The organism is Pseudomonas sp. CC120222-01a (assembly GCF_003097235.1).
Classification (GTDB): Bacteria; Pseudomonadota; Gammaproteobacteria; order Pseudomonadales; family Pseudomonadaceae; genus Aquipseudomonas.
This window is the reverse complement of record NZ_QEQQ01000006.1, coordinates 243,644-256,628: the sequence shown is the minus strand read 5'-3', so window position 1 is coordinate 256,628 and position 12,985 is coordinate 243,644. Positions and strand designations below refer to the sequence as shown.

Genomic DNA, 12,985 nt, shown 5'->3' with positions numbered 1-12,985 from the left:
GCGATTGCGACAGTGTTTGTCGCATTGCCGAAAGCCTTGGTAAAACTGGGTTTTGCGCTGTAACAAGTTGTCGCTTGGCCGCAAGGACAGGCGCGGATCAGTCCTTACAATCCCCCCATCGCTCGCCACTTCCAGGCCAGCGTTCCTCTTCAGGAGACTCAGATGTCCGTTGAGCAAGCCCCGGTGCAACGTGCCGATTTCGACCAGGTCATGGTCCCTAACTATTCTCCGGCGGCCTTCATTCCTGTGCGAGGCGAGGGTTCCCGCGTCTGGGACCAGTCGGGTCGCGAGCTCATCGACTTTGCCGGCGGCATCGCGGTGAACGCCCTGGGCCACTGCCATCCGGCACTGGTCAAGGCCCTGACCGAACAGGCCAACACCCTCTGGCACGTCTCCAACGTCTTCACCAATGAGCCGGCCCTGCGCCTGGCGCACAAGCTGGTCGACGCCACCTTTGCCGACCGTGCGTTCTTCTGCAACTCCGGCGCCGAGTCGAACGAAGCCGCCTTCAAGCTGGCCCGCCGCGTCGCCCACGACCGCTTCGGCCCTGAGAAGCACGAAATCATCGCCACCGTGAACAGCTTCCACGGCCGCACCCTGTTCACCGTGAGCGTCGGTGGCCAGCCGAAGTACTCCGACGGCTTCGGCCCGAAGATCACCGGCATCAGCCACGTGCCCTACAACGACCTGGAAGCGCTGAAGGCACAGATTTCCGACAAGACCTGCGCCGTGGTGATCGAGCCGATCCAGGGCGAGAGCGGTGTAGTACCCGCCGACAAGGCCTACCTGGAAGGTGCGCGCAAACTGTGCGACGAGCACAACGCCCTGCTGATCTTCGACGAAGTGCAGACTGGCGTCGGCCGCACCGGCTCGCTGTACGCCTACCAGCACTACGGCGTGACCCCGGACATCCTGACCAGCGCCAAGAGCCTGGGCGGCGGTTTCCCGATCGGCGCCATGCTGACCACCACCGACATCGCCAAGCACCTGGCCGTCGGCACCCACGGCACCACCTACGGCGGCAACCCGCTGGGCTGCGCCGTCGCCTGCGCCGTGCTGGACGTGGTCAACACCCCGGAAACCCTGGCCGGCATCAAGGCCAAGCACGAGCGCTTCAAGTCCCGCCTGGAAAAGATCGGCCAGCAGTACGGCCTGTTCAGCCAGGTGCGTGGCGTCGGCCTGCTGATCGGCTGCGTGCTGACCGAAGCCTGGCAGGGCAAGGCCAAGGACGTGCTCAACGCCGCTGAAAAAGAAGGCGTGATGGTGCTGCAGGCCGGCCCGGATGTGGTCCGCTTCGCCCCAAGCCTGGTGGTCGAAGATGCCGACATCGACGAAGGCCTGGACCGCTTCGAACGCGCTGTGGCGCAACTGACCAAAGGCTGATCGGCCTGCGGTCCGTTCACCGACCCGGGCGCTTCGCGGCGCCGGGGCGGTGAACCCCGAATTCCAGTGCGGGTGCCGATGCGTCCGCCGTTTTTCCGTGCCGTCGTGAATGGCCCGTTTTTCCAAAGGAGTGACACCATGCTGGTGATGCGCCCCGCGCAAATGGCTGATCTGAACGAAGTGCAGCGCATGGCTGCCGACAGCCCCGTTGGTGTCACCTCGCTGCCGGACGATGCCGCCCGCCTGGGCGACAAGATTGCCGCCTCGGAAACCTCCTTCGCTGCCGAAGTCAGTTTCAACGGTGAAGAGAGCTACTTCTTCGTGCTCGAAGACAGCGAGACCGGCCAGCTTGCCGGCTGCTCGGCCATCGTCGCCTCGGCTGGCTATTCCGAGCCGTTCTACAGCTTCCGCAACGAGACCTTCGTGCACGCCTCGCGCGAGCTGAAGATCCATAACAAGATCCATGTCCTGTCGCTGTGCCATGACCTGACCGGCAACAGCCTGCTGACCAGCTTCTATGTGTTGCCGGAACTGGTGAACAGCGGCTGGGCCGAGCTCAATTCCCGTGGCCGTCTGCTGTTCATGGCCTCGCACCCGGAGCGCTTCGCCGATTCGGTGGTCACCGAAATCGTCGGCTACAGCGACGAGCAGGGCGAATCGCCGTTCTGGGATGCCATCGGCCGTAACTTCTTCGACCTCAACTACGCTCACGCCGAGCGCCTGTGCGGCCTGAAGAGCCGCACCTTCCTGGCCGAACTGATGCCGCATTACCCGATCTACGTGCCGCTGCTACCCGATGCAGCCCAGGAAGCCATGGGCCAGGTGCACCCGCGGGCGCAGATCACTTTCGACATCCTCATGCGCGAAGGCTTCGAGACCGAGCACTACATCGACATCTTCGACGGCGGGCCGACCCTGCATGCGCGTACCTCGGGCATCCGCTCGATCGCCCAGAGCCGCGTGGTGCCGGTCAAGGTGGACGACACCCCGGTCAAGGGTGGGCGCCCGTACCTGGTGTGCAACGGCCAGTTGCAGGACTACCGCGCGGTGTTGCTGGAGCTGGACTGGGTGCCGGGCAAGCCGGTCAGCCTGAGCAGCCAGGCGGCCGAAGCCCTGGGTGTTGGTGAGGGCGCCAGCGTGCGCCTGGTCGCCGCCTGAGCTTTGCACAAGCCGGAACGTTGAGTTTCGCGGCAGGCACTGGCCGCCGCACAAGGAGATAGCATGATCGTTCGTCCTGTACGCAGCAGCGATTTACCCGCGCTGATCGAATTGGCCCGCAGCACTGGCACCACCGGGCTGACCACCCTGCCGGCCAACGAGGAGCGCCTTGGCCATCGCGTCGGCTGGGCCGAAAAGAGCTTCCGTGGCGAAGCCGAGCGTGGCGACACCGATTACCTGTTCGTGCTGGAGAACGACGAAGGCCTGGTGGTCGGCATCAGCGCCATCGCCGGTGCCGTGGGCCTGCGTGAGCCTTGGTACAACTACCGGGTCGGCCTGACGGTCAGCGCCTCCCAGGAGCTGAAGATCTACCGCGAAATCCCTACGCTGTTCCTGGCCAACGACCTGACTGGCAACTCCGAGCTGTGCTCGCTGTTCCTGCGCAGCGATTACCGCTCGGGGCTCAATGGCCGCCTGCTGTCGCGTGCACGCATGCTGTTCATTGCCGAGTTCCCCGAGCTGTTCGGCAACAAGATCATCGCTGAAATGCGCGGCATGTCCGATGAGCAAGGCCGTTCGCCATTTTGGGAAAGCCTGGGCCGGCACTTCTTCAAGATGGAGTTCAGCCAGGCCGATTACCTTACTGGCGTCGGCAACAAGTCGTTCATCGCCGAGCTGATGCCCAAGTTCCCGCTGTACACCTGCTTCCTGTCCGAGGCTGCACGCAATGTCATCGGCCGTGTGCACACCGACACCGAGCCTGCGCTGGCGATGCTCAAGCAGGAAGGCTTCAGCTATCAGGGCTACGTCGACATCTTCGACGCCGGCCCGGCCATCGAATGCGAGACCTCGAAGATCCGCGCCGTGCGCGAGAGCGAGACCCTGGTGCTGGCCGTGGGCACGCCGGGCGATGACGCGACCCCTTACATCATTCACAACCGCAAGCGCGACGACTGCCGCATTACCGCAGCGCCTGCGCGCCTTGCCGCCGGCACCCTGGTGGTTGATCCGCAGACCGCCAAGCGCCTGCGCATGGGCGCTGGCGACAACGTACGCGCCGTGCCGCTGTCGGCAAGCCGGGAGGCCCAGTAAATGACCACGCATTACATCGCAGGCAACTGGCTCGCTGGCCAGGGCGAAGCCCTGCAGTCGCTCAACCCGGTGACGCAGGCCGTCGTCTGGCAAGGGCAGGGCGCCGACGCCGGCCAGGTTGACGCAGCCGTCAAGGCGGCCCGTCAGGCATTCCCGGCCTGGGCGCAGCTGAGTCTGGAGGCGCGCATCGACGTGCTGGAGAAGTTTGCCGAGCAGTTGAAGCAGCATGCCGAGGCGCTGGCCCACTGCATCGGTGAGGAAACCGGCAAGCCGCTGTGGGAGTCGGCCACGGAAGTGACCAGCATGGTCAACAAGGTGGCGATCTCGGTGCAGAGCTACCGCGAGCGTACCGGCGAAAAAAGCGGCCCGCTGGCCGATGCCACGGCCGTGCTGCGGCACAAGCCCCATGGCGTGGTGGCGGTGTTCGGCCCTTACAACTTCCCCGGTCATTTGCCCAATGGCCATATCGTGCCGGCACTGCTGGCCGGCAACTGCGTGGTGTTCAAGCCCAGCGAGCTGACCCCTAAGGTTGCCGAGCTGACGGTCAACTGCTGGATCGCCGCCGGCCTGCCGGCTGGAGTGCTCAACCTGGTTCAGGGCGCCCGTGAAACCGGTGTGGCGCTGGCCGCCAACCCCGGTATCGACGGCCTGTTCTTCACCGGCTCCAGCCGCACCGGCAACCTGCTGCACCAACAGTTTGCCGGCCGCCCGGACAAGATCCTCGCCCTGGAGATGGGCGGCAACAACCCGCTGGTGGTGGACGAGGTCAAGGACCTCGACGCTGCGGTGTACACCATCATCCAGTCAGCATTCATTTCTGCCGGCCAGCGCTGCACCTGTGCCCGCCGCCTGCTGGTGCCGCAGGGCGCCTGGGGCGATGAGCTGGTCGCGCGGCTGGTCGAGGTGTGCCGGAGCATTACCGTCGGTGCCTTCGACCAGCAGCCGGCGCCGTTCATGGGCTCGGTGATCTCGCTGCAGGCTGCGCAGGCACTGATCGCGGCCCAGGCCGAGCTGCTGGCCAAGGGCGCCGTGAAGCTGCTGGCAATGACCCAGCCTCAGGCCGACGCCGCACTGCTGACGCCCGGCATTCTCGATGTCACGGCCGTGGCCGATCGCCCGGATGAAGAGTTCTTCGGCCCGCTGCTGCAGGTGATCCGCTACGCCGACTTCGATGCCGCCATCGACGAGGCCAACAACACCCAGTACGGCCTGGCCGCTGGCCTGTTGTCCGATTCCCGTGCGCGCTACCAGTACTTCTGGCTGCGCAGCCGTGCCGGTATCGTCAACTGGAACAAGCAGCTGACCGGCGCCGCCAGCAGTGCGCCGTTCGGTGGGGTGGGCGCCAGTGGCAACCACCGCGCCAGTGCCTACTACGCCGCCGATTACTGCGCTTACCCCGTGGCTTCGCTGGAGACCGCCAGCCTTGCCTTGCCGGCGACCCTGACGCCGGGCGTCACCCTATAACAACAGGTCACGGAGCCTAGCCGATGAAATCCTATGAAGTGAATTTTGATGGCCTGGTGGGGCCTACCCACAACTACGGCGGCCTGTCCTACGGTAACGTGGCTTCGCAGAGCAACAGCCAGCAAGGGTCCAACCCGCGGGAAGCGGCGCGCCAGGGCCTGGCCAAGATGAAAGCGCTGGCCGACATGGGCTTCAAGCAGGGCGTGCTGGCGCCGCAGGAGCGCCCGGACGTGGCCGCCTTGCGTCGCCTGGGTTTCAGTGGCAGTGATGCCGAGGTGATCCAGCGTGCCGCCAAGGAGGCCATGCCACTGCTGGTCGCCAGCTGCTCGGCCTCGAGCATGTGGGTGGCCAACGCCGCCACCGTCAGCCCGAGCGCCGACACCGCCGATGGCCGCGTGCACTTCACTGCTGCCAACCTCAACTGCAAGTACCACCGCAGCATCGAGCACCCGACCACCAGCCGCGTGCTGGCGGCGATGTTCAACAACGAGAAACACTTTGCCCACCATGAAGCCCTGCCTGCCGTGGCACAGTTCGGCGACGAGGGCGCGGCCAACCACACGCGCTTCTGCCGCGAATATGGCGAGGCCGGGGTGGAGTTCTTCGTCTATGGCCGCAGTGCCTTCGACAGCCGCTACCCCGCACCGCAGAAGTACCCGGCGCGGCAGACCCTGGAGGCCTCCCAGGCCGTGGCCAGGCTGCACGGCCTGAGTGATGATGGTGTGGTCTACGCTCAACAGAACCCGGCAGTGATCGACCAGGGTGTGTTCCACAACGACGTGATTTCGGTCGGTAATGGTGAAGTGCTGTTCTACCACGAGGACGCATTCCTCGAGACCGACGCGGTGCTTGGCCAACTGCAGGCTAAACTGGCCAGCAAGGGTGGCAACTTCCAGGCCATCCGTGTGCCACGTGGGGCGGTGACGGTAGAAGATGCAGTGCGCTCCTACCTGTTCAACAGCCAGCTGCTCAGTCGTGACGATGGCTCGATGCTGCTGGTGGTGCCGGAAGAGTGCCGCAACAACGAGCGGGTCTGGGCTTATCTGAGCCAGCTGACCACCCAGGGCGGCGCGGTGAAGGAGGTCAAGGTGTTCGACCTCAAGCAGAGCATGCAGAACGGCGGTGGCCCGGCTTGCCTGCGTTTGCGCGTGGCATTGAAGGAATCGGAACTGGCGGCGGTCAATCCAGGCGTTATCATGACCGCCCCGCTGTACGACACCCTGGTGCAGTGGGTCGACAAGCACTACCGCGATCGCCTTGGCGAAGCCGACCTTGCCGACCCGCAGCTGCTGCTGGAGTGCCGTACCGCACTGGATGAATTGACCCAGATCCTGAAGTTGGGCTCGGTGTACCCGTTCCAACGCCAACCTTGAAGAGAGAATTTGTAATGACCGACGCCCTGCGCCTGATCCTCGAAGATGTAGACGGCACCCAGCTGGAAACCTCCTGCACCCGTTTCGCTATTGTCTGGCAAGGCAAGGAAGTGTGGGTTCAGCAGGACGGCCGTGGCCAGCTGCTGATCGGTGTTGATGTCGAGGAAGGCGATGCTGAATACGCCAACCTGCTGTTGCGCCCGATGGCCACCAACCTGGTCAGCCTGCAGCTGGAAATGGAGCCGGCGGAAGTCGGTGAAGATGACGATCACGTCCATGGCCCCGACTGCGGCCACCACCACTAAGGAAGCGCCTATGCTCGCCCTTGGCAAATTGCTCGAGCTGACCCTGACCGATCACGAGCCGGCCGAGAAGACTCAAGTGACACCCAAGGGCGTGCGGTTGCGCTGGCTGGGGGAGGGCGCACTGGAAGTGCGCCCGCCCGAAAGCGAAGATTGTGGGCTGGACCTGCTGCTCTCTGCCGGTATCCACGGCAACGAGACGGCACCGATCGAACTGCTCGAAAGGCTGCTGCATGGCGTGGCCAACGGCAAGATCAAGCCCCGTGCGCGGATTCTGTTCCTGTTCGGCAACCCGGTCGCCATCCGCAAGGGTGAGCGTTTCGTCGAGCAGGACATCAACCGGCTGTTCAATGGTCGTCACGAGCTTTCCAGCGGCTTCGAAGCATTGCGTGCGGCCGAGCTGGAGCAGTTCGCCCGGGTGTTCTTCAGCAAGCCTGAGCGCACCCGCCTGCATTACGATCTGCACACCGCGATCCGCGGCTCGAAGATCGAGCAGTTTGCCCTGTACCCCTACAAAGAGGGGCGCAAGCATTCCCGTCGCGAGCTGGCCCGCCTGGCTGCAGCTGGCATGGAGGCGGTGCTGCTGCAGAGCAAGTCGTCGATCACCTTCAGTGCCTTCACCTACGAACAGCTGGATGCCGAGGCGTTTACCCTGGAACTGGGCAAGGCGCGGCCGTTCGGGCAGAACGAGCAGGTCAACCTCGACAAGCTCGAAGAGCGCCTGATCCGCATCATCGAAGATACCGAGCCCGAGATTGACGGTTCGCTGGACGGCCTGAAGCTGTTCAGCGTCGCCCGCGAGATCATCAAGCACAGCGACAGCTTCCACCTGCACCTGCCGGCGGACATCGAGAACTTCTCCGAGCTGAGCAAGGGTTACCTGCTGGCCGAGGACCTGGCCGAGATGCGCTGGGTGGTCGAGGAGGAGGGCGCGCGGATCATCTTCCCCAATCCCCGGGTCAAGAATGGCCTGCGCGCCGGCATCCTGATCGTGCCTGATTCGGGGCAGCGCCTGGGCTGAGACCGGCGTCGCCTGCTTCGCGGGCTCGCCCGCTCCCACAGGTACTGCACTGGCTTCGAACCTTGTGCAATCCCTGTGGGAGCGGGCGAGCCCGCGAAGCAGACGACTCGGTTTCGGATCCAAACACTCATGAAAACCTTTTAATTCACCGCCTGTTCCATTTTCCCTTCCCTTGGGCGGTAATTGGCTTGCCAGTGGCGAAAGGCTGCATTTAGCATCCGCTCATGTCATTTTCGTTTGCAAGCGCCTTAAAAGCCGTCCAATCGACGCTTTCTATCGCATAAACACACTGCACCGAGCTTGCAGGACCGATATAATGCGGCCCTTTGCCGTCGTTTCGTCGACGTGTTTGCCCAAAGGGCCGCCGTTTCCGTGGAAGAACCTATGAAAAGCGCAGAAATCCGTGAAGCCTTCCTTCGCTTCTTCGAAGAGCAGGGCCATACCCGAGTCGCCTCCAGTTCGCTGATCCCGAACAACGACCCGACCCTGCTGTTCACCAACGCTGGCATGAACCAGTTCAAGGACTGCTTCCTCGGTGCCGAGAAGCGTGCCTACACCCGCGCCGTCAGCAGCCAGAAGTGCGTGCGTGCTGGTGGCAAGCACAACGACCTGGAAAACGTCGGCTACACCGCGCGTCACCACACCTTCTTCGAAATGCTGGGCAACTTCAGCTTTGGTGACTACTTCAAGCGCGACGCGATCACCTTCGCCTGGACCTTCCTGACCTCCGACAAGTGGCTGAACCTGCCCAAGGAAAAGCTCTGGGTCACCGTCTACGCCTCTGACGACGAAGCCTACGACATCTGGACCAAGGAAGTCGGCGTGCCGGCCGAGCGCATGGTGCGCATCGGCGACAACAAAGGCGCCCCCTACGCCTCCGACAACTTCTGGACCATGGGCGACACTGGCCCGTGCGGCCCTTGCACCGAGATCTTCTACGACCACGGCGCCGACATCTGGGGCGGTCCACCCGGCTCGCCGGAAGAAGACGGCGACCGCTACATCGAGATCTGGAACAACGTCTTCATGCAGTTCAACCGCACCGCCGACGGCGTGCTGCACCCGCTGCCAGCGCCGTCGGTGGACACCGGCATGGGCCTGGAGCGCATCAGTGCGGTCATGCAGCACGTGCACTCGAACTACGAGATCGACCTGTTCCAGAACCTGCTGTCTGCCGCGGCCAAGGCCATCGGCTGCAGCAACGACGGCCAGGCTTCGCTGAAAGTGGTGGCCGACCACATCCGTTCCTGCGGCTTCCTGATTGCCGACGGCGTGCTGCCGTCCAACGAAGGCCGTGGCTACGTGCTGCGCCGCATCATTCGCCGCGCTTGCCGCCACGGCAACAAGCTGGGCGCCAAGGGCAGCTTCTTCTACCAGATCGTCGCCGCCCTGGCCGCCGAGATGGGCGAGGCCTTCCCAGAGCTGCAGAGCCAGCAGGCGCACATCGAGCGCGTGCTCAAGGCTGAAGAAGAGCAGTTCGCCAAGACCCTGGAGCAGGGGCTGCGCATCCTCGAGCAGGACCTGGCCCAGCTGAAAGGCGACGTGGTCCCGGGCGACGTGGTGTTCAAGCTGTACGACACCTACGGCTTCCCGATGGACCTGACTGCCGACATCGCCCGCGAGCGCGAGCTGACCATCGATGAAGCCGGCTTCGAGCGCGAGATGGAAGCCCAGCGCGAGCGTGCCCGTTCCGCCAGCAGCTTCGGCATGGACTACAACAGCCTGGTCAAGGTCGACAGCGCCACCGAGTTCCTCGGTTATGACGCCACCGAAGGCCAGGGCAAGATCATCGCCCTGTACAAGGACGGCCAGGCCGTCGACCAGCTGGGCGAAGGCGAGCAGGGCGTCGTGGTCCTCGACCGCACTCCGTTCTACGCCGAATCCGGTGGCCAGATCGGTGACACCGGCTTCCTGCAGGCCGGCGCTGCACGCTTCGACGTGCGCGACACCACCAAGACTGGCGGTGCCTTCCTGCACCACGGCGTGGTCGCCCGCGGCGCGCTGGTCATTGGCTCGCCGGTCGAGGCCAAGGTCGATGCCGACGTGCAGCACGCCACCTCGCTGAACCACTCGGCCACTCACCTGCTGCACGAAGCGCTGCGTCAGGTGCTGGGCGAGCACGTACAGCAGAAGGGCTCGTTGGTCGACAGCCAGCGCCTGCGTTTCGACTTCAGCCACTTTGAAGCGGTAAAGCCGGAGCAGATCAAGCAGCTGGAAGACATCGTCAACCGTGAAGTGCGCAAGAACACTCCGGTTGAAACCGAGCTGACCGATATCGAAACCGCCAAGGCCAAGGGTGCCATGGCCCTGTTCGGCGAGAAGTACGGTGATACCGTGCGCGTGCTGAGCATGGGCGGCGATTTCTCCGTCGAGCTGTGCGGCGGCATCCACGCCAAGCGCACCGGCGATATCAGCCTGTTCAAGATCATCAGCGAAGGCGGCGTGGCCTCGGGCGTACGCCGTATCGAAGCGGTGACCGGCGCCGCTGCACTGGCCTACCTGAACGCTGCCGAAGAGCAGGTCAAGGAAGCCGCGCAGCTGGTCAAGGGCAACCGTGACAACCTGATCGACAAGCTGTCGGCTGTGCTTGAGCGCAACCGCCAGCTGGAAAAGCAGCTCGAGCAGCTGCAGGCCAAGGCCGCCAGCGCCGCCGGGGACGATCTCTCCAATGCGGCCGTTGAGGTCAAGGGTGCCAAAGTGCTTGCCGCCCGCCTGGATGGGCAGGATGGCAAGGCACTGCTGGCGCTGGTCGATCAGCTGAAGAACAAGCTCGGCCACGCAGTGATCCTGCTGGGCAGCGAGCATGAGGGCAAGGTTGTGCTGGTGGCCGGCGTGACCAAAGACCTCTCCAGCCAACTCAAGGCTGGTGACCTGATGAAACAAGCCGCTGCGGCAGTGGGTGGCAAGGGCGGTGGCCGTCCGGACATGGCCCAGGGTGGTGGCGTCGACGTCGCTGCACTGGACCAGGCCCTGGCGCTGGCCGTGCCGTTCGCAGAGCAGGGACTTTGAGATGAAGGGGCCGGCGGTCTAGTGGCCTGTACGGCTAATTCTTGTGCTCAAATTCGAGTGCCAGGGTTTGCCGCGCAAGGCGCCACGACGAGTCGTAGCAGGGCTACGGCGAGGAGTGGCAACGCTGCGAGGTGAATCCTGGCGCCGAATTTGGGTGCAAGAATTGGCCACACAGGCCACCCCGCCGGCCCCTTCATGTTGGATGGTTTTTTTGAGGCCCGGTACGGGCTGAGGCACCATTGAAATGGCGTTGATCGTACAGAAATTTGGCGGCACCTCTGTCGGTTCCATCGAGCGGATCGAGCAGGTAGCCGAAAAGGTCAAGAAACACCGTGAAGCGGGCGACGACCTGGTGGTTGTGCTGTCGGCCATGAGCGGTGAAACCAATCGCCTGATCGATCTGGCCAAGCAGATCACCGATCAGCCGGTTCCACGTGAACTGGACGTGATCGTGTCGACCGGTGAGCAGGTCACCATTGCCCTGCTGACCATGGCCTTGATCAAGCGTGGTGTGCCAGCGGTGTCCTACACCGGCAACCAGGTGCGCATCCTCACCGACAGCGCGCACAACAAGGCGCGCATCCTGCAGATCGATGACCAGAAGATCCGTGCCGACCTCAAGGAAGGTCGCGTGGTCGTGGTGGCCGGTTTCCAGGGTGTCGACGAGCACGGCAGCATCACCACCCTCGGCCGTGGTGGCTCCGACACCACCGGCGTGGCCCTGGCGGCTGCGCTCAAGGCTGACGAGTGCCAGATCTACACCGACGTCGATGGCGTCTACACCACCGACCCGCGCGTCGTGCCGCAGGCACAGCGCCTGGAGAAGATCACCTTCGAAGAGATGCTGGAAATGGCCAGTCTCGGTTCCAAGGTGCTGCAGATCCGCTCGGTGGAGTTCGCCGGCAAGTACAACGTTCCGCTGCGCGTGCTGCACAGCTTCAAGGAGGGTCCAGGTACCCTCATTACCATTGATGAAGAGGAATCCATGGAACAGCCGATCATTTCCGGTATCGCCTTCAACCGTGATGAGGCCAAGCTGACCATTCGTGGCGTACCGGACACCCCGGGCGTTGCCTTCAAGATCCTCGGCCCGATCAGTGCTTCGAACATCGAAGTGGACATGATCGTGCAGAACGTTTCCCACGATAACACCACCGACTTCACCTTCACCGTGCACCGCAACGAGTACGAGAAGGCCTACAGCGTGCTGGAAAATACCGCACGTGAAATCGGTGCCCGTGAAGTAATCGGCGACACCAAGATCGCCAAGGTGTCGATCGTCGGCGTCGGCATGCGCTCCCACGCGGGCGTTGCCAGCCGCATGTTCGAAGCCCTGGCCAAGGAGAGCATCAATATCCAGATGATCTCCACCTCCGAAATCAAAGTCTCGGTGGTCATCGAAGAGAAGTACCTGGAGCTGGCCGTACGCGCGCTGCACACCGCGTTCGAGCTCGACGCTCCGGCACGACAGGGCGAGTAACGCGTTGCCCGGAGGGCGCGGCTAAGCCGCGCCCTTCGCGTTTCTGGTCGCCACGCAGGTAATGTCCTGCCCGTGGGGCGATCATCCAGGCCCTGTGTCGTCCACGCTCAGGCCTGACATCCCAAGACTGTAATCCCTGAATGTTTTGCGTAAGGAGAAAGCTATGTTGATTCTGACTCGTCGGTGCGCCGAGAGCCTGATCATTGGAGACGGCGAGATCACCGTGACGGTGCTTGGCGTCAAAGGCAACCAGGTGCGTATTGGCGTCAGCGCCCCTAAAGAAGTGGCCGTTCACCGCGAGGAAATCTACCTGCGGATCAAGAAGGAGAAGGATGAAGAGCCAAGCCTTTAATTTTTTTGAAGTTTTTTTCAAAAAAAGGGTTGCAAAGGTGAAAGAGGTTCTTTAATATTCGCCTCGTGTTGCGGTGAGGTGGCCGAGTGGCCGAAGGCGCTCCCCTGCTAAGGGAGTATACCTCATAAGGGTATCGGGGGTTCGAATCCCCCCTTCACCGCCATTATTTGCGTAGGGCGCTGTAAACGGTAAGAACGCTAAGTCGTTGAAGTTAAACGAAAAAGTTCTTGCAAAAATGTTTCAGCGAACTATCATGCGCGGCAAGACACGGACTCATAGCTCAGCTGGATAGAGTACTCGGCTACGAACCGAGCGGTCGCAGGTTCGAATCCTGCTGAGTCCGCCACTTTT

The 12,985-nt window shown here is 63.2% G+C and carries 10 protein-coding genes and 2 tRNA genes; all 12 read left to right on the top strand.

The features are described from left to right. The first annotated feature begins 162 nt into the window (after positions 1-162). The 12 genes from N430_RS11070 (at position 163) to N430_RS11015 (ending at position 12,980) form a co-directional block, all read left to right on the top strand. Positions 163-1,383, top strand: coding sequence for an aspartate aminotransferase family protein (locus N430_RS11070; RefSeq protein ID WP_110636304.1), 1,221 nt, complete (start codon positions 163-165; stop codon positions 1,381-1,383). A gap of 138 nt (positions 1,384-1,521) precedes the next feature. Further along, on the top strand, positions 1,522-2,541 hold the full coding sequence (aruF, locus tag N430_RS11065) for an arginine/ornithine succinyltransferase subunit alpha (RefSeq protein WP_110636307.1): 1,020 nt from the start codon (positions 1,522-1,524) through the stop codon (positions 2,539-2,541). A gap of 63 nt (positions 2,542-2,604) precedes the next feature. Next, positions 2,605-3,633: an arginine N-succinyltransferase gene (gene astA, locus N430_RS11060; protein WP_110636310.1), complete on the top strand. Its 1,029-nt coding sequence runs from the start codon at positions 2,605-2,607 to the stop codon at positions 3,631-3,633. Next, positions 3,634-5,097 carry a succinylglutamate-semialdehyde dehydrogenase gene (gene astD, locus N430_RS11055; protein WP_110636314.1) on the top strand — a complete coding sequence of 488 codons (1,464 nt, stop codon included), beginning with the start codon at positions 3,634-3,636 and terminating at the stop codon, positions 5,095-5,097. It abuts the gene before it with no gap. Positions 5,098-5,120: 23 nt separating this feature from the next. Beyond that, the gene (astB, locus tag N430_RS11050; RefSeq protein ID WP_110636317.1) at positions 5,121-6,470 is read left to right on the top strand and encodes an N-succinylarginine dihydrolase; all 1,350 of its coding nucleotides are present in this window, start codon (positions 5,121-5,123) and stop codon (positions 6,468-6,470) included. Positions 6,471-6,484: 14 nt separating this feature from the next. Then, positions 6,485-6,775: a hypothetical protein gene (locus tag N430_RS11045; RefSeq protein WP_027921097.1), complete on the top strand. Its 291-nt coding sequence runs from the start codon at positions 6,485-6,487 to the stop codon at positions 6,773-6,775. Between the two features lie 10 nt (positions 6,776-6,785). Continuing rightward, the gene (gene astE, locus N430_RS11040; protein ID WP_110636320.1) at positions 6,786-7,793 is read left to right on the top strand and encodes a succinylglutamate desuccinylase; all 1,008 of its coding nucleotides are present in this window, start codon (positions 6,786-6,788) and stop codon (positions 7,791-7,793) included. 384 nt (positions 7,794-8,177) lie between these two features. Next, positions 8,178-10,802, top strand: coding sequence for an alanine--tRNA ligase (gene alaS / locus N430_RS11035; protein ID WP_110636323.1), 2,625 nt, complete (start codon positions 8,178-8,180; stop codon positions 10,800-10,802). Between the two features lie 244 nt (positions 10,803-11,046). After that, entirely contained in the window at positions 11,047-12,282 is a 1,236-nt protein-coding gene (locus tag N430_RS11030) for an aspartate kinase (protein WP_099815407.1), read from the top strand. A gap of 163 nt (positions 12,283-12,445) precedes the next feature. Beyond that, positions 12,446-12,634, top strand: coding sequence for a carbon storage regulator CsrA (csrA, locus tag N430_RS11025; RefSeq protein WP_003254503.1), 189 nt, complete (start codon positions 12,446-12,448; stop codon positions 12,632-12,634). Between the two features lie 72 nt (positions 12,635-12,706). Further along, a tRNA-Ser gene (locus N430_RS11020) sits at positions 12,707-12,797 on the top strand. Between the two features lie 106 nt (positions 12,798-12,903). Continuing rightward, positions 12,904-12,980, top strand: a tRNA-Arg gene (locus tag N430_RS11015). Positions 12,981-12,985 lie beyond the last annotated feature (5 nt).